The organism is Hydrogenophaga taeniospiralis CCUG 15921, assembly GCF_001592305.1.
GTDB lineage: Bacteria > Pseudomonadota > Gammaproteobacteria > Burkholderiales > Burkholderiaceae_C > Hydrogenophaga > Hydrogenophaga taeniospiralis.
In genome coordinates, this window is record NZ_BCWR01000005.1 from 220,017 (window position 1) to 239,911 (window position 19,895).

Annotated in this window: 16 protein-coding genes; 8 read left to right on the forward strand and 8 right to left on the reverse strand. The window is 64.2% G+C overall.

The annotated features are described in order from the left end of the window. Positions 1-29: 29 nt before the first annotated feature. Together HTA01S_RS07560 and HTA01S_RS25150 are read right to left on the reverse strand one after the other, a co-directional pair. Positions 30-2,027 carry an AAA family ATPase gene (locus tag HTA01S_RS07560; protein WP_068168754.1) on the reverse strand — a complete coding sequence of 666 codons (1,998 nt, stop codon included), beginning with the start codon at positions 2,025-2,027 and terminating at the stop codon, positions 30-32. Between the two features lie 2 nt (positions 2,028-2,029). Further along, entirely contained in the window at positions 2,030-2,278 is a 249-nt protein-coding gene (locus HTA01S_RS25150) for a hypothetical protein (protein ID WP_068168757.1), read from the reverse strand. Positions 2,279-2,617: 339 nt separating this feature from the next. Between HTA01S_RS25150 and hrpA the strand changes: the two genes are divergently transcribed. Then, the gene (hrpA, locus tag HTA01S_RS07570) at positions 2,618-6,538 is read left to right on the forward strand and encodes an ATP-dependent RNA helicase HrpA (protein WP_068168758.1); all 3,921 of its coding nucleotides are present in this window, start codon (positions 2,618-2,620) and stop codon (positions 6,536-6,538) included. A 161-nt stretch (positions 6,539-6,699) separates the two neighbouring features. Beyond that, positions 6,700-7,416, forward strand: a complete 717-nt coding sequence (locus tag HTA01S_RS07575) for a twin-arginine translocation signal domain-containing protein (RefSeq protein ID WP_084235933.1) — start codon at positions 6,700-6,702, stop codon at positions 7,414-7,416. Between the two features lie 41 nt (positions 7,417-7,457). Here the strand turns inward: HTA01S_RS07575 and HTA01S_RS07580 are convergent, their stop codons facing one another. The 5 genes from HTA01S_RS07580 to lptF form a co-directional block, all read right to left on the reverse strand. Then, the gene (locus HTA01S_RS07580) at positions 7,458-8,636 is read right to left on the reverse strand and encodes a pyridoxal phosphate-dependent aminotransferase (protein WP_068168761.1); all 1,179 of its coding nucleotides are present in this window, start codon (positions 8,634-8,636) and stop codon (positions 7,458-7,460) included. 123 nt (positions 8,637-8,759) lie between these two features. After that, on the reverse strand, positions 8,760-9,704 hold the full coding sequence (locus tag HTA01S_RS07585; RefSeq protein WP_068168763.1) for a CysB family HTH-type transcriptional regulator: 945 nt from the start codon (positions 9,702-9,704) through the stop codon (positions 8,760-8,762). Continuing rightward, entirely contained in the window at positions 9,701-10,072 is a 372-nt protein-coding gene (locus HTA01S_RS07590; protein WP_068168766.1) for a sirohydrochlorin chelatase, read from the reverse strand. The genes HTA01S_RS07585 and HTA01S_RS07590 overlap by 4 nt, the downstream gene beginning before the upstream one ends. Next, entirely contained in the window at positions 10,069-11,187 is a 1,119-nt protein-coding gene (lptG, locus tag HTA01S_RS07595; RefSeq protein ID WP_068168770.1) for an LPS export ABC transporter permease LptG, read from the reverse strand. Before lptG ends, HTA01S_RS07590 begins: the two co-directional genes overlap by 4 nt. Next, entirely contained in the window at positions 11,184-12,305 is a 1,122-nt protein-coding gene (gene lptF / locus HTA01S_RS07600) for an LPS export ABC transporter permease LptF (RefSeq protein ID WP_068168772.1), read from the reverse strand. The genes lptG and lptF overlap by 4 nt, the downstream gene beginning before the upstream one ends. A gap of 25 nt (positions 12,306-12,330) precedes the next feature. Here lptF and HTA01S_RS07605 point away from each other — a divergent pair, with 25 nt between their 5' ends. From HTA01S_RS07605 to HTA01S_RS07615, 3 genes are all read left to right on the forward strand, one after another. Continuing rightward, positions 12,331-13,845 carry a leucyl aminopeptidase gene (locus tag HTA01S_RS07605; protein ID WP_068168773.1) on the forward strand — a complete coding sequence of 505 codons (1,515 nt, stop codon included), beginning with the start codon at positions 12,331-12,333 and terminating at the stop codon, positions 13,843-13,845. A gap of 25 nt (positions 13,846-13,870) precedes the next feature. Continuing rightward, positions 13,871-14,305: a DNA polymerase III subunit chi gene (locus HTA01S_RS07610; protein WP_068168774.1), complete on the forward strand. Its 435-nt coding sequence runs from the start codon at positions 13,871-13,873 to the stop codon at positions 14,303-14,305. A gap of 188 nt (positions 14,306-14,493) precedes the next feature. Continuing rightward, positions 14,494-15,681: a branched-chain amino acid ABC transporter substrate-binding protein gene (locus tag HTA01S_RS07615; protein WP_068168777.1), complete on the forward strand. Its 1,188-nt coding sequence runs from the start codon at positions 14,494-14,496 to the stop codon at positions 15,679-15,681. Positions 15,682-15,785: 104 nt separating this feature from the next. Here the strand turns inward: HTA01S_RS07615 and HTA01S_RS07620 are convergent, their stop codons facing one another. Beyond that, positions 15,786-16,358, reverse strand: a complete 573-nt coding sequence (locus tag HTA01S_RS07620; protein WP_068168780.1) for a C40 family peptidase — start codon at positions 16,356-16,358, stop codon at positions 15,786-15,788. Positions 16,359-16,539: 181 nt separating this feature from the next. On the opposite strand from HTA01S_RS07620, the gene HTA01S_RS07625 reads away from it, so the two are divergent. From HTA01S_RS07625 to HTA01S_RS07635, 3 genes are all read left to right on the forward strand, one after another. Continuing rightward, positions 16,540-17,145 carry an isochorismatase family protein gene (locus HTA01S_RS07625; RefSeq protein ID WP_068168783.1) on the forward strand — a complete coding sequence of 202 codons (606 nt, stop codon included), beginning with the start codon at positions 16,540-16,542 and terminating at the stop codon, positions 17,143-17,145. A gap of 226 nt (positions 17,146-17,371) precedes the next feature. Then, positions 17,372-19,273, forward strand: a complete 1,902-nt coding sequence (locus tag HTA01S_RS07630) for a propionate--CoA ligase (protein WP_068168785.1) — start codon at positions 17,372-17,374, stop codon at positions 19,271-19,273. A gap of 120 nt (positions 19,274-19,393) precedes the next feature. Next, positions 19,394-19,768, forward strand: coding sequence for an ArsR/SmtB family transcription factor (locus HTA01S_RS07635; protein ID WP_068168788.1), 375 nt, complete (start codon positions 19,394-19,396; stop codon positions 19,766-19,768). Positions 19,769-19,895 lie beyond the last annotated feature (127 nt).

Below are 19,895 nucleotides of genomic sequence, written 5' to 3' on the forward strand. Positions count from 1 at the left end.
GTGGAGCGGTCGTCAAGACCAGTGCATGATCATAAGCATCTGAGGCGCTCGCTTTCATGCCGTGGGTGAACCCGGGCGTCGCTGCCGAACTCGGCCAGTTTGCGGGCATATGGCTCCAGCACCAGCGCGTCGTGCGTGGTCTCTCCCGCATGGCCCACGGTGATGTGGTGCGGCCGCAGCAGACCGCGCACATCCTCGGGCGCCAGCATGCCCTGGGTCAGCAAGGCTTGCACCAGGGTCGAGAGGGCCGCGCGGTGGCCGCTCAGCAGTGACCGGGCCCGCTCGTACTCGGCCTGCAGCAAGGATTCGATGGCGGCGTTGCTGGGTCCGACGTCGGTGTTCACGTGGTTGTCCATGTCCACGGTGACGTCGGTGTGGCTGATGCGGTCGCCGAAGCCGTGCAGGCGGACGTACCGGGAGGCCACTTCGGTGGCCTGGCGGTAGTCGTGCTCGGCGCCGGTGGTGCAGGCCATGTCGCCAAAGACCAGGCTCTCTGCCACACGCCCGGCCAGGCTGACGCAGACGCGGTCCAGCAGGTTCTGGCGCGAAGTGACCTTCAGACCCACATAGCTGTTGTAGCCCCCCTCGAAAGATGCCAGGTTGATCTTGATCTCTTGAGGCGCCTGGCCAAACAGCAGGCAATACATCAGCCCGTGACCGGCTTCGTGCACCGCCAGCAGGGCCCGGAAATCGGCATTGGCGCGTTGCTTGATGCGGTTGAGCTCGAAGTTTACGGCCAGCCGGGTCCGCGGCGCGCCAGGGGTGGCGCCGGTCTTCACCACCAGATGGCGCCTGCCGGGGTCCAGGGCAATGGCATACACCTGGGTCCGGTCGGCTTCCTGCTCCAGCACCCACAACGCCGCCTTGACCAGGTTGGCGCTCAGGATGGCGTGCACCGAAGAAAACAGCGGCCGTGTGCCTTGCGCCGGAAACACCGAGTTGGCGTAGAGCTCATCGAGCACGTCCCGCTCCAGCGCCAGTTGCACGCCGGTCTGCGCGAACACTTCCTGCGTGTAGCGGGTGCACAGGTCCCGAATCAGCCGCTCGTAGGTGCTTTTGCTGAGCGAGGGATAGATCACGTGTTCGTTGCCGAGCCGGGCGATCTGTTCGGGCTTGAAGCGTTCGCCCAGTGCTTTCTTCACGTCGATCAGGGACAGCCGCTGGGTCAATCGGTGAAAGATGTCCGCGTCGGTGTCGCAGTCCTGGACCCGCTGCGCGGTCTCCTGGTACATCTCGTCCAGGTTGCCGCAGACGAACACCAGCAACTGGCTGTAGTCGGTTTCCCAGGCCTGGCTGGACTGCTGGAAGCGCGTCACCAGCGCATGCACCTGCTCGGTGGGCCATTGCATGATCTCCACCAGCGGCTCTTTCAGTTTGAGCATGCGCTTGAGTTCCTGGGCATCCCATGCGTCCAGACGGTAGCGGTAGGGCCTCTTGCCCGCGCGGTCGCTGTCTTCGTCGTCCTCGCGTTCGGCCTCATAGCCGGCTTCGGCCAGTTTGCGCTCGATGGCGCCAAGCGCGCTGAGCGGCGGCGGCAGGCGACCGTCCGACAGCAGAGCCCAGACGTCCTGGTAGCGCTCGACCTTGGCGTCGTTGCCCTTGCGGTCGATGGTGCGGAAGCGCTGGAATTCGTCCAGCACGAGGATGCCCGGCTCGCCTTCGTGAATGCCCGAGTTCTCCAGCATGCCGGAGATGGTCGAGCTGCGAAAGCCCGCGCCGTTGCTGAAGCCGTCCATCTGCACTTCGACAAACCGGTCGTAGAAACCCAGCAACTGCGCCAGACGGCGGGTGAGCTGGGTTTTTCCGGTGCCGGTCAGGCCCCAGAGGCAGACGATGACCGGCCGGTTGCACAGTTGCGGCAGAACGTACCAGGCACGAATGGCTTCCATCACGCGATCGATCACGTCGTCGATGCCGACGAGCTCGGTCTTCAACTGGAGCCGGGCCTGCTCGATGAGCTGTTGGCGCTGTGCCAGGGTGTCGCGGATGCCTTCCTGAGGCCCGCGCGGGGAGGTGTGCGTATGCATATTCAATCGATGTTTCGGTTTGACAGGGGCAGTGCTTTTTGCAAAGCCACCTTGTCTGCGCGGCGTTGGGCCGCATGGGTTCGGATGTGTTTGCCGGCAGCGCTGGACAGGCTGCGGCGGGCCAGAGCGGCGGCCACCGGGTTGCGCGGCGGGCCGGACGCTTCCAGCTTGAGCACGAGGGGCTGCTTCATGCGACGCAGCTTCTTGATGTCGCCTTGCGCAAAGGCGCGCGACGGTTTTTGGGCACTCATGTGCACTCCAGAAACAAAAAAGCCCCGGCGAAGTGCCAGGGCTTTTGGAGTGCGCGTGTTTGCGCCAGGGCCGTGGCTGGAATGTGTGTGCACAGTCCAGCCGGGGCGGTGGACTGTGGTCAGGCGGGGGAGTCGTACAAGGCAGACATGGCGGTGACCTCCAGAGAGTCGGTGGAGATGGCGGACCGGAATCGGTGTGGGCCATCTGGCGAAGCTGCGAATTGTGTCGATTCGGGCGCGCGCTGGCAACGCCGAAGGCCGAAAACACGGTCGAGTTGTCGCAAGAAACGCACAGGATGCGGGCGTGCAGGGCCCATCCGCTGCCGATAATCGCCACCTATGTCTTCTTCCGATACGGCGTCGTTCCCGGGGCGAACGCTGCCCGTCATCCAGTTTCCAGAGTCCCTGCCCGTCTCCGCCCGCCGGCACGAGATCGAGGCCGCCATGCGCGAACACCAGGTGGTCATCGTCTGCGGCGAAACCGGCTCGGGCAAGACCACGCAGTTGCCCAAGATCGCGCTGCAGATGGGGCGCGGCAAGCTCAACGCCAAACCGGGTCAGCGCCCGCAACTGATCGGCCACACCCAGCCACGGCGCATTGCGGCCTCCAGCGTGGCCAAGCGCATCGCCGAGGAGCTGAAAACGCCGCTGGGCGACGTGGTCGGTTTCAAGGTGCGCTTCCAGGACCGGCTCTCCAAGGATGCGTCGGTCAAGCTCATGACCGACGGCATTCTGCTGGCCGAGACGCAGACCGACCCGGACCTGCGCGCCTACGACACCATCATCATCGACGAGGCGCACGAGCGCTCGCTCAACATCGACTTCCTGCTCGGCTACCTGCGCCAGTTGCTGCCGCGCCGGCCCGATCTGAAGGTGGTGGTGACCTCGGCCACGATTGATGCGCAGCGGTTTGCCGACTACTTCGCTTCAAAGAAGGGGCCGGCCCCGGTGCTCATGGTGTCCGGCCGCACCTTCCCGGTGGAAGTGCGTTGGCGTCCGTTCGAGGAAAGCCGCGACTACGACCTGAACAACGCCATCACCGACGCGGTGGACGAACTCTGGCGCGGCCCGCAAGGGGGAGACATTCTTGTCTTCTTGCCCGGTGAACGCGAAATCCGCGAAGCCGCCGACCACCTGCGCAAGCACCTCAGCCACATCCCCACGCTGCGCAACGCCGAAGTGCTGCCGCTGTTCGCACGCCTCTCGCAGGCCGAGCAGGACCGCATCTTCCAGGACCACAGCGGGCGGCGCATCGTGCTGTCCACCAACGTGGCCGAGACCTCGCTCACCGTGCCGGGCATCCGCTACGTGATCGACGCCGGCACAGCGCGCGTCAAGCGCTACAGCTTCCGCCAGAAAGTGGAGCAGCTGATGGTCGAGCCCATCAGCCAGGCGGCGGCCAACCAGCGCGCCGGCCGTTGCGGGCGTGTGGCCGACGGCATCTGCATCCGGCTGTACGACGAGGCCGGCTTCAACGGCCGGCCCAAGTTCACCGACCCGGAAATCCTGCGCAGCTCGCTCGCGGGCGTGATCCTGCGCATGAAGGCGCTGCGACTGGGCGCGGTGGAAGACTTCGCTTTCATCGAAGCGCCGCAAAAACGCGCCATCGTGGACGGCTACCAGTTGCTCTCCGAGCTGGGTGCGGTGGACGAAGCCAACGAGCTCACGCCCATCGGCCAGACGCTCTCGCGCCTGCCGCTCGATCCGCGCGTGGGCCGCATGATTCTGGAGGCGCAGCATCGCGGCGCGCTCGACGAGGTGATGGTGATCGCTTCGGCGCTCTCGGTGCAGGACGTGCGCGACCGGCCAATGGACAAGCAGACCCAGGCCGACCAGGCGCATGCCAAGTTCGACGACGAGAAGAGCGAGTTCAGCGGCACGCTCAAGCTCTGGAAGTGGCTGGAAGACACCAAAGGCGGCCATGGCAAAGACCACAAACTCAGCCACCGCCAGTACGAAAACCTGTTGCGCGAAAACTTCATCAACGTCCGGCGCGTGCGCGAATGGCGCGACATCCACACCCAGTTGCACACCGTGGTGGCCGAACACAAGTGGACGCTCAACACGCAACCGGCGAGCTACGAGCAACTGCACTTGGCCATGCTCTCGGGCCTGCTGGGCAACATCGGCCAGAAGAGCGAAACCGAGGACTGGTACCTGGGCGCGCGCGGCATCAAGTTCTACCGCCACCCGGGCGCAAACCTGAGCAAGAAGCCCGGGCGCTGGATCGTCTGCGCCGAGCTGGTGGAAACCACGCGCCTGTTCGGCCGCGGCATCGCGAACATTGATCCGACCTGGCTGGAGCAGGTGGGCACGCACCTGCTGAAAAAACAGTTGCTGGACCCGCACTGGGAAAAGAAAGCCGCGCGCGTCTCGGCATTGGAGCGCGCCACGCTCTACGGCCTGGTGGTCTATCACAACCGCCGCACCGACTACGGCCGGGTGGACCCGGTGGGCGCGCGCGAGATCTTCATCCGCGAGGCGCTGGTCGCCGGCGAATGGGAGACCCGCCTGCCGTTCCTCGCCGCGAACCAGAAACTGGTGAAGCAGGTGGCGGAGCTGGAGCACAAGTCCCGACGACAGGACGTGCTGGTGGACGACGAGCTGATCTACGCCTTCTACGACCAGCAACTGCCCGCCGACGTGTGCAGCGGTGCCAGTTTCGAGCGCTGGTTCCAGGGTGCGGTCAAGCTCAATCCCAAACTGTTGCTGCTGACCAAAGAGGAGTTGATGCGCCACGAGGCGGCCGGCATCACCACGCAGGCGTTCCCCAAGACCTTGCGGCTCGGCGGAGTGGACTGCGCCTGCACCTACCTGCACGAGCCCGGCGACCCGCGCGACGGCTTGAGCGTCACGGTGCCGATCTTTGCGCTCAACCAAGTCAGCGAAGACCGCTGCGACTGGCTGGTGCCCGGCATGCTGAAAGAGAAGCTGCTGGCGTTGCTGAAAACCCTGCACCAGCGCCCGCGTTCGCGCCTGGTGCCGCTGCCGGCCACGGCCGAGCGCTTCGCCACCGCCCTTACCGAGCCTGCGGTGTTCGGCGCCGGCAACCTGATGGACGCGCTGCTCAAACTGGTGCGTGAAGCGACGCAGCTCGACATCGCGCGCAACGACATCAAGGTGGACATGTTGAGCGCCCACCACTTCATGCACCTGCGCGTGGTGGACGAACACGGCCGCCAGCTCGGCCAGGGCCGCAGCCTCGCGGCGCTCAAGGCCGAGCTGGGTGGCCAGGCGCGTGGGGCATTTCAGGCGCTGGCTTCCTTGAAACTGGAGGGCCTGCGTCCGGCATCGCCCGAGCCCAAGGCCGCGCCGGCACCGGCCAGCGCGGGTGGCGCGCACCGCGTCTCGGCGGAAGCGCCCGCAGCACCTACCGCCAGCGCCACCCAACGCCACACCAGCTGGGATTTCGGTGAACTGCCCGAATTGATGGAAATCCGCAAAGGCGGGCAGACGCTGATCGGTTTCCCCGCGCTGATGGACCTGGGCGATGCGGTCGGCATCGAGGTGTTCGACGAGCCCGAAGTGGCCCAGGCGCGCCACCGCGAAGGCCTGCGCCGCCTGTTTGCCTTGCAGATCCGCGACGCGCTCAAATACCTGGAGAAGAACCTGCCCGGCCTGATGAGCATGGCCACGGCCTACATGCAGGTGGGCAAGACCGAGAGCGGATCGGGCGGCGGCACGCTGGAAGAGCTGCGCAGCCAGATCATCGAACTCGCGCTGGACCGTGCCTTCCTGGCCGACCCGCTGCCCACCGACGAAGCCGCGTTCAAGAAACGGGTGGACGAGGGCCGCGGCCGGCTCACGCTGATTTCCTCCGAGATCGCGCGCAACGCGGGCCTGATCCTCACCGAATATGCGGCCGCCGCGCGCAAGCTGAAAGACAGCCGCCCGCCCGCCGACGTGGCGACCGACATCACCCAGCAACTGCAGCGCCTGGTGCCCAAGCGTTTTCTGCTGACCACGCCCTACGCGCAGTTGCAGCACTTTCCGCGCTACCTGAAGGCCGTGCAGCTGCGTCTGGACAAGCTGCGTGCCGACCCGGCGCGCGACGCCGCCAAACTGGCCGAGCTGCGTCCGCAGGACCAGCGCTTCTGGCGCATGGTGGCCGAGCGCAAGGGTGTGCAGGACGCCCGCCTGCAGGAGTTGCGCTGGCTGCTCGAAGAGCTGCGGGTGAGTTTTTTCGCCCAGGAACTGCGCACGCCGCAGCCGGTGAGCGTGAAGCGGCTGGACAAAGCCTGGGCTCAATTGAACACCTGAGCCGGTGCGCCCGGATCGGCGCCAATGCATCCCAGGGTCTGAAGTCCTGGCCCATGCCAGGCCAGGCCAGGGGCATGGTTGACAGCGCGTTCCCGAATGCGCTTCACTGCAGGGCGTGCCGGCCCGAGGGCAGGGGCCGGGCGTCTCATGGAGGCCCATTCATGGATCGACGCCAGTTCGTGGAAGGCTGTGCACTGGGTACCGGCACACTCGCCGCCACCCTGACCGGCAGCGCCTGGGCGCTGGATGCCCGACCCCGGACCTACGGTCGCGTGCTGCTGGTGGATGAGTTCGGCGACCCGCTCAAGGCCGCCAGCCTCCAGGCCCAGACCAACTACGTGTTTCACTACCCGTTCGAGGCCACGCCGGTGTTCCTGCTCGATCTGGGCAAGCCCGCCCTGCCCACGGTGCTGCGCACGCGTGACCAGCAGACCTACCAGTGGCCCGGCGGCGTCGGCCCGGCGCGCAGCCTGGTGGCGTTTTCTGCCATCTGCGCTCACCAGTTGGTCTATCCGACCCGGGACCTGAGTTTCATCAGTTTTCGCAAGGGCGCCGCGCTGAACCCGCAGACGCCGAGCAAAGGCGACGACCTGATCCACTGCTGTGCCGACCACAGCCAGTACGACCCGGTGCACGGCGCCCGCGTGATGAGAGGCCCGGCCGAACAGCCCCTGTGCGCGGTGTTGCTGGAGCACGACGCCAAAGCCGACACCCTGACCGCCACCGGCACCCTGGGCGGGGAGCTGTTTGACCAGTTCTTCAAGAAGTACGAGATGAAGCTGAGCTTGGAGGTTGGCCCGAAGGCCCGTCAGCCGGTGATGGGGCGCAGCGCGGTGCGCGAGCTGGACCGCTTCTGCAAGAACGCCGTGCGCTGCTGAGCGACACGGCGTTGCGTCGGAGCGCAGGTTTCAAGCCACGTTCACAGCCGTGCCAGCCGCTGGAGCGCCTCGCGCAGCGTGTCGTCTTTTTTCGCGAAACAGAAGCGGATGACTTTCTGGTCGAAACCGTTGCCGTAGAAGGCCGAGAGCGGAATCGCCGCCACCCCGATCTCGCGCGTGAGCCACTGGCAGAACGCCGCCTCGGGCAGATCGCGTTCGGGCACGGCCAGGGCCGAGATGTCCACGCACTGGAAGTAGGTGCCTTCGCCGGGCAGCAGCCGCAAGCGGGTCGAGGCCAGCCCTTGGCGGAACAGGTCGCGTTTGCGCTGGTAGAAGGCCGGCAGTTCCAGATACGGCGCCGGGTCGGCCATGTAGGCTGCCAGCGCGTGCTGCATGGGGGTGTTGACGGTGAACACGTTGAACTGGTGCACCTTGCGGAACTCGGCTGTCAGCGGCGCGGGTGCCACCACGGTGCCGACCTTCCAGCCGGTGACGTGGTAGGTCTTGCCGAAGCTGCTGACGATGAAGGCACGCGCCGCCAGGCCCGGAAACCGCGCCGCGCTCTGGTGCTGCTGCCCGTCGAACACCATGTGCTCGTAGACTTCGTCGCTGATCAGCAGCACGTCGGTGGGCGCCAGCAGGTCCTGCAGGCGCTGCATGTCGGCCGCGCTCCAGACCATGCCGCTGGGGTTGTGCGGGCTGTTGATCATCAGCGCACGCGTGCGCGGCGACAGGGCCGCGGCGATGGCATCAAAGTCGGGCCGGAAGCTGCCCGGCGTGAGCGGCACGCGCACGGCCACGCCGCCGGCGAGCTCGATGTTGGGCACGTAGCTGTCGTAGCAGGGTTCGAGCACGATCACCTCGTCGCCCGGGTGCACCACCGCCAGGACGGCGGTCAGGATGGCCTGGGTGGCCCCGGCAGTGACCGTGATCTCGCTGTTCGGATCACAGGCCAGCCCGTACAGGGCCTGCATCTTGGCGGCCACGGCCTGGCGCAGCGCCGGCACGCCGGGCATGGGCGGGTACTGGTTGTGCCCGGCCCGCATGGCCTGCGTGACCGCGTCCACCAGCGCCGGGTCGCAGTCGAAGTCGGGGAAGCCCTGGCCCAGGTTGACCGCCCCCGTCTCCGCCGCCAGCGCCGACATGACGGTGAAGATGGTCGTGCCGACGTTGGGCAGGCGGGATGTGAGGGCGGGGGTGTGAGGGGTGATCGAGGTCATGTCGGTCAACGCGAGGAATGCGGGAGAGAAGGGTCTTTGGCCAGAACACCGCGGAACTGGCTTTGCCAGGCCGCAGGTGTTGCCCCCTGGGGGGTGACGGCCGACAGGCCGGCGCGGGGGGAGTCACAACTCATAATCGTCCGGTGTGCCACTCATGGCCCGCAGGATCAGGTCGCGCGAGAGCCGGTCGCTCAGCAGTTCTGCGAAGCGCAGCACGAAGTGGCGCAGATAGGTACCGCGTTTGAAGGCCACGCGAGCCAGGTTGTGGCCAAACAGCTGGGCCGCCGGGCGTGCCACCAGATCGGGCGTGGCGTTCTCGCCCTGCATGGCCATCTCAGCCACGATGCCCACACCCATGCCGAGCTTCACATAGGTCTTGATCACGTCCGAGTCGATCGCTTCGAGCACGATGTTGGGCTGCAGGTGCCGCAGGGCAAACGCCTGGTCGATGCGGGTGCGGCCGGTGTAGCTGGGGTGGTAGGTGATCAGCGGCAGCTGCGCCAGGTCTTCGAGCGTGATGCGCTCGCGTTCCAGCAGGGGGTGATCGAACGGGAACACCAGCACGTGCTGCCATTCGTAACAGGGCAGGGTGACGAGCTCGGGGTAATTCACCAGCGACTCCGTGGCCATGCCGATCTCGGCCACCTCTTCCATCAGCATACGGGCCACCTGGTCGGGCGAACCCTGGTGCAGGCTGATCGCCACCTTGGGGTAGGCCAGGCGCAGCTGCGCCACCGGGCCGGGCAGCACGTAGCGCGCCTGGGTGTGGGTGGTGGCGATGGAGAGCGTACCGCTGTCCTGCGCCGAATACTGCTCGCCGATGCGCTTGAGGTTGTTGACCTCGCGCAGGATGATCTCGATGCTCTTGAGCACCTGCACGCCGGGCTCGGTCACGCGTTTGATGCGTTTGCCGTGGCGCGCGAAGATCTCGATGCCGAGTTCGTCCTCCAGTTCGATGATGGCCTTGGAGACACCGGGTTGCGACGTGTGCAGCGCTTTGGCGGCTTCGGTCAGGTTCAGGTTGCGGCGCACGGCCTCCTGCACGAAACGGAACTGGTGCAGGTTCATGGGGCGGCCTCCAGGGCAATCTGGGCCAGCAGCGCCGTGAGCCGGGGGTCTTCGCCCGCGGTGGGCAATTGCTCGAACCGCACCTGCGGGTGGGCCTGGGCGAGCGCACGCATGAGCACCGGGATGTCTTCGCGCGCGTGTTTGCCCATACCGAAAAACAGGGGCAGCACCCGCACATGGCGGGCACCAGCAGCCACCAGGTGGTCGGCCGCCTGACGCAGGTCGGGTTTGCACAACTCCAGGTACGCGCAACTGACGGCCACGGCGGGATCGGTCTGCGCGATCCGGGCTGCCACCGCTTCCACCGGGGCGCGCCAGAGCGGGTCGCGCGATCCGTGGGCGAACACAATCACGCCGCGCGCCGTCATCGTCTGAGCACCAGCCAGCCAAACGCACCCAGCGACATCACTGTATAGATCAACGCGGGCGACGCTGCGGCGAGCCAGGGGCGCCACTGGTTGAGGTTGCCGATGTAGCCAAACACGTTGTTGAGCAGGAAGAAGCTGATGCCGATCATCACCCCCAGGAAAACATAGCCGGTGATGCCGCCCGAGCGGAAATGCAGGTAGGCGAAGGGCAGGGCCAGCACCACCATGACCAGGCAGCTCAGCGGGTAGAACACCTTGCGCCAGAACTCGATTTCATAGCGCTGGGCAGACTGGCCATTGGCCTCCAGATGCTGGATGTAGGCGAAGAGATCCGCGGTGCGCATGCGTTCGGGTTTGAGCAGTGCCGTGGACACCATCTCGGCGCTGATGTCACTGGGCCAGCGCAGGGTTTCCAGCTTGCTGTGGTGGATGCGGGCCGACTTCAACCCGGCGGTATCGAACTCGCGGCGCTGGACCTTGTTGAGCGTCCAGGAGTTGTCGTTTTCGATCCGGCCACTTTGCGCCTGCAGCGTGGACACCAGGTAGCCCTGATTGTCGAATTCGAAGATGCGGATGCCGGCCAGCGCACCCTGCGCCGACATGGAGCCGACATTGACCGAGAAGTTGCTGTAGGTCTGGCGCTCCTTGAGCCAGGCACCGGTCTGGCCGATGCTGATGCGACCCTGATAGCGCGCCTTGAGCAACTGGGCGGTCCGGTCGGACAGCGGGGCCACATAGTCTCCGACCGCGAGGGTCAGAATGACGAAGATCAGACCCAGGCCGAGCAGGGTTCTCAGAGCCCGCCAGGGCCCCAGGCCGCTGGTGCGCAGAATGGTGTATTCGGAACTGTGAGCCAGCCTGGCCAGCACCGCCACCGAGCCGATGAGCACCGAGATGGGCAGCAGCTCGTACAGCCGGCTGGGCATCAGCAGCGCCACATACAGCAGCGCGTGCCGCATTTCGTAGATCAGGTTCGGCTCAAGTCGCGAAGGCTTGCCGATGGAGGCCAGTTCATCGACAAAGTCGAAGAAGAAGAACAGGGACAGAAAGGCCAGCAAAACGAAGCCCACGGCCGTGAAGATTTCGCCATAGATCAGGCGCTTGATGGTTTTCATTGGGCGGCCTGTGGTTCGGACTGCCGCACTCGACGGCTGTTGATCCATCCCTTGATGCTCAGATTGTGGTGCCGCTTGATCAGCCACAGCAGGATCGAGATGAACACCACGCCATGCAACATGAACAGCAGGGTGCCCAGGCTGAGCTGGCCGGACGTCACCCAGCGCTGACCGACATTGAGCAGGTTGAAATACACCACAAAAGCGAACAGGGTGAACATCAGGTTGCCGCCCCGTCCAGCCCGCGGGTTGCTGGTCGTGGCCGCCAGCGCGAGGAACACCAGGTTCAGCGCGGTCAGGCCCACGCCGATGCGCCAGCCCAGCTCACCCAGGTTGGCGTCGTTGCGATTCTGGATCAACTCCCAACTAGGGCGCGACTTGAGCGCCTGGCTGCTGCCCGTCAGGACGGACGAGGCACCGATCTGGGCGCCGTACTCCTCGAATTCACTCACCTCGAGCTGTCCATTCTTCGCGCTGCTTTCCAGCCGCTGGCCTTTTTTCAGCATCAGGAACTGCCGCTCACCCTCCCATTCGATGCGACCGGAACTTGCCGAAACCACGCTCTCCGTTCCATCGTCTTCGGTGCTGGAGATGAACACGTTGCGCCCCTCCGTGCCATCGGCGGTGTCCTTGTCGATGAAGAACACGCGCCGCCCGTTGGACGACTCCTGAAACTGGCCCGGGGCGATGCGCTCCAGATCACCACGGCGCTCGAAGCGGTCGCGCAGGCTGTCGGTCTGCTGGTTGGCCCAGGGCCAGACGAACAGCACCATCAGCATGATCACCAGCAGCACCGGCCAGGAAAAGCGCAGCACCGGGGAGAGGAAGCCGCCGAGCGAACGGCCACTGGAGAACCAGATGATCATTTCGCTGTCGCGGTACATGCGTGACAGGGTGGAAACAATGGCCACGAAGAGCGCCAGCGTCAGGATGGTGGGCATGCGCCCCAGCACCGTGTAGCCCAGCACCAGCATGATCTCTTCGGGGTTGACGCTGCCGCGTGAGGCCAGGCCCAGGGTGCGGATCAGCAGCATGGTCAGGACGATGGTGAACAGAACCACCAGCGTGGCTCCGAAACTGCGCGCCAGCTCTTTGCGAATGGAAGAATGGAATAACATCGAACGCAATCAGGAAACCGCAATTATGGACTTTGAACTCAAATCATTTTCTCCCGAGCAGGCAGCCCTGCTGGCCGCCGACGCGCTGCTGGTGCTGGTCCCGGACGCTTCAAGCGGAACACCCTTGCCGGGAGCTCTGACCGTCCTGATCGCGGAGGCCACGCAACGGGGGGATCTGGAAGCGGGTGTCGGCAAGGTCCTCTCATGCTACCGGGTCGAGGGGGTCAAGGCTCCCCGGCTGGTGCTGGTGCGCGCTGGCGACGGCAAGCCTGCCGCGGTGCGCAAGGCGGTGAGCGCAGGCATGGCTGTTCTCAAGCAACCTGGCATCAAGAAGCTGGGCCTGCTGCTCAGTTTGCTGGGCAACGACACCGATGGTGTGAGCGTGGCCATGCAGGCCTGCGCCGAAGCCAGCTACAGCTACACAACCACCAAACCCTCGGCCAAGGCGCGGGCTCTGCAGCTCGTTGTGGTGGGCGTGTCGCAGGTGGCGGCCGCCCGATCCGGTTTTGACGAAGGCAAGGCCCTGGTGACCGGGGTGGAATGGGCCAAGGAGTGGGCCAATCGGCCGGCCAACCACGCCACGCCCAGCATGCTGGCCGACGCCGCGCGCAAACTCGGACGCAAACCCGGCATCAAGACCGAAGTGCTGGGCCCGAGGCAAGTGGCGGCGCTGGGCATGGGCGCCTTCATGGCGGTGGCCAAGGGCTCGATCGAACCGCTGCGTTTCATCACCCTGCACTACAGCGGCGCGGCCAAATCCAGTGCGCCGGTGGTGTTGGTGGGCAAGGGCATCACGTTTGACACGGGTGGCATTTCCATCAAGCCGGCGGCCGAAATGGACGAGATGAAATTCGACATGGGTGGCGCAGCCAGTGTGCTGGGCACTTTCGCCGCGCTGGCCGAGTTGCGTCCGGCCATCAATGTGGTGGGCCTGATTCCCACCTGTGAAAACATGCCCGATGGTCAGGCGGTGAAACCTGGTGACGTGGTCACCAGCATGAGTGGGCAGACCATTGAAATCCTCAACACCGATGCCGAAGGGCGCCTGATCCTGTGCGACGCGCTCACCTACGCGGCGCGTTTCAAGCCCCGCAGCGTGATCGACATCGCCACGCTCACCGGAGCCTGCGTGATCGCACTTGGTGCCGTGCGCTCGGGTCTGTTCTCGACACGTGATGATCTGGCCACGGCCTTGCAGCAGGCCGGTGAAGCTTCTCTGGACCCTTGCTGGCGCATGCCCCTGGACGACGAATACGCCGAGGGGTTGAAGTCCAATTTCGCCGACATGGGCAACGTCGCCGGTCGGGCTGGTGGCTCCATCACGGCGGCCAAGTTCCTTCAGAAGTTCACGGCGGATTTGCCATGGGCCCATCTGGACATCGCGGGCACCGCCTGGAAGAGCGGCACGGCCAAAGGGTCGACCGGGCGCCCCGTGCCCTTGTTGATGCACTACCTGATGGACGAAGCCAGCAGGTCGACTGCCGCGGCGTCGGACAAGCCGACGAAGAAAGCCGCCGGCAAACGCGCGCGCAAGGCCTGACCGTTCCCGCGTTCAGAAGACCGCCGTGACCGAAGTGGCTTTCCATTTCAATGCGCCCGACAAGCTGGGCTATGCCTGCCGGCTGCTGCGCAAGGCCTATCTGAAGGGCGCCAGGCTGGTTGTGCTGGCGGAAGAGGGTTCCGTGAAGGCGCTGGATGCCGCACTCTGGACCATGGCGCAAGGCGAGTTCGTCCCGCACTGCCATTCTGGAGATCCTGCCCATGTGCGCTCACGATCGCCCATCCACATCGGCTCTCGTATCCCGGAGGGAGGCAACGCCGGGGTACTGGTCAATCTGCGTACGGAGATGCCGGCGAATTTCGATCAGTTTGCCCGCGTGATCGAAGTGGTGACTCTTGGCGACGATGATCGCCAACGCGCGCGCGAACGCTGGCGGCAGTACAAGGCGCTGGGTATCGAGCCTCAGCGACATGATCTTCAATTGGCCGCCAGCGATTGAACTGCCCGATTGGGTATGCGTGGTACTTATGCCGCATTCATTGGCCTGATTCGACGTCGGGCAAACCCTCGAACCCGGGCACTGTTCGATCATCCACTGAAATCCTCTGGATTTTTAGAGTATCTTTATGGATGTGGAGAAAAAAGTTCCCTCCGCATTTCAACTTTCATTCCTTTCCGAGGATACCTATGCAACTGAACATCAAACTGGCCGTCATCGCTGCGGCCGTCGCCTTGGCCGCTTGCGGCAAAAAAGAAGAGGCTGCAGCACCGGTCGAGGCGCCGGCTGCGGCTCCTGCGGCTGACGCTCAGGTCATCAAGATTGGTCACGTCGGTCCCACCAGTGGCGCTATTGCCCACCTTGGCAAAGACAATGAAAACGGCGCAAAGATGGCGATCGAGGAGCTGAACGCTGCCGGTTTGACCATTGGTGGTGCACCCGCCAAGTTCGAACTGCTGGCTGAAGACGATGCAGCCGATCCCAAGCAGGGTACCGCTGCCGCCACCAAACTGGTGGACGCCAAAGTTGCTGGCGTGATCGGTCACCTGAACTCGGGTACCACCATCCCCGCTTCGCAGATCTACAACGACGCTGGCATTCCCCAGATTTCGCCCTCGGCCACCAACCCCAAGTACACCCGTCAGGGCTACGCTGGCGTGTTCCGCATGGTGGCTGACGACGTGCACCTGGGCGGCACCCTCGGCAAGTACGCTGTGGAAACGCTCAAGGCCAAGACCGTCGCCGTGATCGACGACCGCACCGCCTATGGCCAAGGTGTGGCCGACGAATTCGAAAAAGGCGTCGCTGCAGCTGGTGGCACCGTTGTGGGCCGCGAGTTCACCAACGACAAAGCCACCGATTTCAACGCCATCCTGACCACCCTGAAGGCCAAGAAGCCCGACGTGGTGTTCTTTGGCGGCATGGACGCCGTGGCCGGCCCGATGCTCAAGCAAATGAAGCAGCTGGGCATCAACGCCAAGTTCATGGGCGGCGACGGCATCTGCTCGAGCGAGCTGCCCAAGCTGGCTGCCGATGGCATGGCCGATGAGCAGGTCTATTGCGCGGAAGCCGGTGGCGTCGAAGGCGAGCAGAAGGAAGGCATGGACAAGTTCCGCGCGGACTTCAAGGCGAAATTTGGTGCCGACGTGCAGGTGTATGCACCTTACGTGTATGACGCCGTGAAGGTCATGGCCAACGCCATGGTTACCGCTGGCTCCGCTGATCCGGCCAAGTACCTGCCTGCTTTGAAGGCGACCAACTACAAGGGTGTGACCGGCAACATCGCGTTCGACGAAAAGGGCGACATCAAGAACGGCGCCCTGACGCTGATGACCTACAAGGGTGGCGCACGCACCACCATCGCCGTGATCCGCTGATCACGGTTGAGATAGCGAGGGTCGATCAAGATCGGCTCTCGCCCCCAAAAAAAGCCACCGCATGCGGTGGCTTTTCTTTTGGGTTGGTGTGTCGGCGTTGGTATTCAGCGAGGCGGGCTGGCCGCCGATGCCTCAGCGGTGGCCAGGGGAACGCGGCGCGCACCGTTGAAACGGGTTTGCCAATAGGCCAGGCGCATGTCTTCGACCCGTACCTGTGAGCCAGTGCGTGGGGCGTGGATGAACTTGCCATCGCCCATGTAGATTCCCACATGGCTGAAGGCGCGCCTCATGGTGTTGAAAAAGACCAGATCACCCGGTTTGAGCTCGCTGCGATCAATCGCCTGGGTGGCTGCGGCCTGTTCGTCGGAGCGACGCGGCAGCACTTTTCCTACCGACTGTTCGAAGACAGCCCGGACAAATCCACTGCAGTCAAAACCGGTTTCGGCGGAATTGCCGCCATATTTGTAAGGCACGCCCAGAAAGCCCATCGCATTGATGACCAGTTCAGAGGCCTTTTCACCCACCGATTCCCGGGCTTGCTGGATTTGCTCACCCAATCGGGTCATCAGTCCTTTTTCGGTCAGCAGCGCGTCCATATCCTGATACGCCGTCTCGGATGGCTGGGCGTACACCGTGGCGGAACAGCTCAGCACAATGACAGGTATCAGGCGTTTCATCGCACGCAGGGTATCGGTGTTGTAACGGGAAGTCAAGTGAAGTGCATCATGCAACGCTTTGATTTTTATGAATTTTACCGAGGTCTCCGGTCGTGGGAGGGGGCCTTCCCGGTGGTTGGGGATCTTGGCGCACGACCTGCGAAAATCACCCCTTCGTTGTCTGAACCGAAGAAAGATTGCCATGTTGCTGGATGCCGCAGATTCCCAATTGGTGCTGGTGGATTACCAGGCCCGCCTGATGCCCGCCATTGTTGACGGTCCCGAAGTCCTCGCGAACGCCCTGCGACTCGCTCAGGTGGCGCGGATGCTGCACGTACCGGTATGGGGCACGGAGCAGAACCCGGAGAAGCTCGGGTCCAACCCGCCGGAAATGCGGGCGTTGTGCCAGAAGACGCTGTCAAAAATGCACTTTGGCGCAGTGTCTGACGGGCTTGCCGACTGGCTGAGGCCACCTGCGCGTTCGGGTGGTGGCAATGCGCGCAGCCTGCCCAAGCACCTGCAGAAGCCTGCTGCCGCACCGGCCCCCGAGCGGGCGGCTGTTGTGCTGGCGGGTTGTGAAGCCCATGTCTGCCTGCTGCAGACCGCTCTGGAGCTGGTCGAGCTTGAGATCGATGTCTGGGTCGTGACGGATGCATGCGGTTCGCGCACCGAGCGCAACCGGGACGCCGCTTTCGACCGCCTGGCTGGTGCGGGCGTTGAGCTGGTGACCACCGAGATGGTGGTTTTCGAGTGGTTGCGCACGGCCGAGCATCCGGCATTTCGGGATGTCCAGTCGCTGATCAAATAGACGGCGGGCGGGGGCGAATGCGCAGCCGGGTCGCCGTGGATGACATTGACGCCGCGTTGGCCCCGACACAGCGCAGAGAGGGCGTGGCTTGTGGTCCTGGTGGACAAATGTCAGACTCCCGCAAGTCTAAGATTCATAATTATGAATTCAATTTCGACCACTCGGTCTGTGCCGAGTGGTCGGTCTCGGCTGTCTCACTTACAAAACCACCACGCAGGAGATTCTCATGAGCAATCCACTGGGCTACACCGAATTTCACCGCCGCTCCATTGAAGAACGCGATGCGTTCTGGGCCGAGCAGGCCCAGTTGGTGGACTGGCACAAGCCCTTTGACCGGGTCTGCAACTACGACAACCCGCCGTTTGCCCGTTGGTTCGAGGGGGGGTTGACCAACCTGTGCCACAACGCGGTGGATCGCCATCTGAAGGACCGCGCCGATCAGAATGCGCTGATCTTTGTGTCCACCGAAACCGACACCGAAAAGACCTACAACTTTCGCGAGTTGCACGCAGAGGTTCAGCGCATGGCGGCCATCCTGCAGGCGCAGGGGGTCAAGAAGGGTGATCGTGTCCTGATCTACATGCCCATGATTCCCCAGGCCGCGTTTGCCATGCTGGCTTGCGCGCGCGTGGGTGCCATCCATTCGGTGGTGTTTGGTGGCTTTGCCAGCCATTCGCTGGCCAGTCGCATCGAAGATGCCTCACCGGTGGTCATCGTCAGTGCCGATGCCGGCTCGCGCGGCGGCAAAGTGGTGGAGTACAAGCCGCTACTCGACGAAGCCATCAGGCTCTCGGCCCACAAGCCGCAAAAGGTGGTGATGGTCGACCGCGGTCTGGCTGCATTTGATGCTGTCGAAGGGCGCGATGTGGACTACGCTGCCGAGCGGGCAAAACACATGGACACGGTGGTGCCTTGCGAATGGGTGGATGCCACGCACCCCAGCTACACCCTCTACACCAGCGGTACCACCGGCAAGCCCAAGGGCGTGCAGCGCGACACCGGCGGCTATGCCGTGGCGCTGGCCGCTTCCATGAAGCACATCTACATGGGCGAACCGGGCGAGACCTATTTCTCCACCAGCGACATCGGCTGGGTGGTGGGCCACAGCTACATCATCTACGGCCCGCTGATCGGTGGCATGGCGACCATCATGTACGAGGGCTTGCCGATCCGGCCCGATGCCGGCATCTGGTGGAGCCTGGTCGAGAAGTACAAGGTCAGCGTGATGTTCAGTGCGCCGACCGCTGTGCGTGTGCTCAAGAAATACGACTCGTCTTTCATCAAAAAATACGACATCTCCAGCCTCAAGGCGCTGTTCCTCGCCGGCGAGCCGCTGGACGAGCCCACGGCCCAATGGATTTCGGGCGAACTGGGCAAACCCATTGTGGACAACTATTGGCAGACCGAGACCGGCTGGCCGATTCTGGCAATCTGCAATGGCGTGGAGCCGGCGCCGAGCAAGTTCGGCTCGCCGGGCAAGGCTGTCTATGGCTACGACGTCAAGCTGCTCGATGACCAGAGCGGCGAGGAGCTCAAAGGCAGCAACCAGAAAGGGGTCGTGGCGGTGGAGGGCCCGCTGCCGCCCGGCTGCATGCAGACCATCTGGGGTGATGATGAGCGCTTCGTCAAGACCTACTGGTCCAGCGTACCGGGCAAGATGGTGTACAGCACCTTTGACTGGGGCATCCGCGACGCCGACGGCTATTACTTCATCCTGGGTCGCACCGACGACGTGATCAACGTGGCGGGCCATCGTCTGGGCACGCGCGAGATCGAGGAGAGCATTTCCAGCCACCCGCGCATCGCCGAGGTGGCCGTGGTCGGCGTGGCCGACCAGCTCAAAGGCCAGGTCGCGATGGCGTTCGCTGTGGTGAAAGACGCCTCCTTGCTCACCGACGATGCGGCGCGGCTCAAACTCGAAGGCGAGGTCATGAAGCTGGTGGATGAACAGCTCGGGGCCGTGGCGCGCCCCGCCCGGGTCCGGTTTGTGTCGATCCTGCCCAAGACGCGCAGCGGCAAGCTGCTGCGTCGCGCCATCCAGGCCGTGTGTGAAGGGCGCGACCCGGGCGATCTCACCACCATGGATGATCCGGCAGCGCTGCAGCAGATCAAAGATTTGCTGGCTTGAGCCTGGGTCGGGCCGTGACACGCGGGCGGTGGCCCGGGTCAATGCCCGACAAAACCACTTGGTTGTCGGCGGGCTTTGTAAGTATGATCCATGCTTATATTGACAAAAGTGTGGTCTGCCATGGAACAAATGATCGAATCCGATGCCAATGTGGAAAAGGTCCGGGTCTTCGAGCTCGCGGCCGAGCTGTTTGGCGTGCTGGCCACGCCGATGCGGCTGCGCATCCTGAGTGCGCTGTGCGACAAGGAAAAATCCGTGTCGCAGTTGCTGCAGGAGATCGACACCACCCAGCCCAATCTTTCACAGCATCTGAACCTGCTGTACCGGGCGGGGGTGCTGGCCAAGCGCAAGGACGGCACGCAGGTGATCTACCGTGTGCAAAGCGAAAAGGCCGTCACGCTGTGCCGCACGGTCTGCACACAGATCGCCATAGAAATGGATGAACCCAGTTCGGTTCCGGCGTCCGAACGACTCTCACCCCGTGTGGCGTCCTGAGCACGTGTTTGCGGTCTCTTTGGGTTGTGCTTGAAAGGCTGCGATCCCACACTCGTTGAACCGCTGACAGGCGTCCGTTGCATCGCGACGACGCAACACCCGCATGCCCATTTCACCCGCAGACGCG

What these genes read in the sequence shown, in the direction of transcription:
- HTA01S_RS07560 (WP_068168754.1), bottom strand. Translation starts at nt 2,027, where the DNA reads ATGCATACGCACACCTCCCCGCGCGGGCCTCAGGAAGGCATCCGCGAC.
- HTA01S_RS25150 (WP_068168757.1), bottom strand. Translation starts at nt 2,278, where the DNA reads ATGAGTGCCCAAAAACCGTCGCGCGCCTTTGCGCAAGGCGACATCAAG.
- hrpA (WP_068168758.1), top strand. Translation starts at nt 2,618, where the DNA reads ATGTCTTCTTCCGATACGGCGTCGTTCCCGGGGCGAACGCTGCCCGTC.
- HTA01S_RS07575 (WP_084235933.1), top strand. Translation starts at nt 6,700, where the DNA reads ATGGATCGACGCCAGTTCGTGGAAGGCTGTGCACTGGGTACCGGCACA.
- HTA01S_RS07580 (WP_068168761.1), bottom strand. Translation starts at nt 8,636, where the DNA reads ATGACCTCGATCACCCCTCACACCCCCGCCCTCACATCCCGCCTGCCC.
- HTA01S_RS07585 (WP_068168763.1), bottom strand. Translation starts at nt 9,704, where the DNA reads ATGAACCTGCACCAGTTCCGTTTCGTGCAGGAGGCCGTGCGCCGCAAC.
- HTA01S_RS07590 (WP_068168766.1), bottom strand. Translation starts at nt 10,072, where the DNA reads ATGACGGCGCGCGGCGTGATTGTGTTCGCCCACGGATCGCGCGACCCG.
- lptG (WP_068168770.1), bottom strand. Translation starts at nt 11,187, where the DNA reads ATGAAAACCATCAAGCGCCTGATCTATGGCGAAATCTTCACGGCCGTG.
- lptF (WP_068168772.1), bottom strand. Translation starts at nt 12,305, where the DNA reads ATGTTATTCCATTCTTCCATTCGCAAAGAGCTGGCGCGCAGTTTCGGA.
- HTA01S_RS07605 (WP_068168773.1), top strand. Translation starts at nt 12,331, where the DNA reads ATGGACTTTGAACTCAAATCATTTTCTCCCGAGCAGGCAGCCCTGCTG.
- HTA01S_RS07615 (WP_068168777.1), top strand. Translation starts at nt 14,494, where the DNA reads ATGCAACTGAACATCAAACTGGCCGTCATCGCTGCGGCCGTCGCCTTG.
- HTA01S_RS07620 (WP_068168780.1), bottom strand. Translation starts at nt 16,358, where the DNA reads ATGAAACGCCTGATACCTGTCATTGTGCTGAGCTGTTCCGCCACGGTG.
- HTA01S_RS07625 (WP_068168783.1), top strand. Translation starts at nt 16,540, where the DNA reads ATGTTGCTGGATGCCGCAGATTCCCAATTGGTGCTGGTGGATTACCAG.
- HTA01S_RS07630 (WP_068168785.1), top strand. Translation starts at nt 17,372, where the DNA reads ATGAGCAATCCACTGGGCTACACCGAATTTCACCGCCGCTCCATTGAA.
- HTA01S_RS07635 (WP_068168788.1), top strand. Translation starts at nt 19,394, where the DNA reads ATGGAACAAATGATCGAATCCGATGCCAATGTGGAAAAGGTCCGGGTC.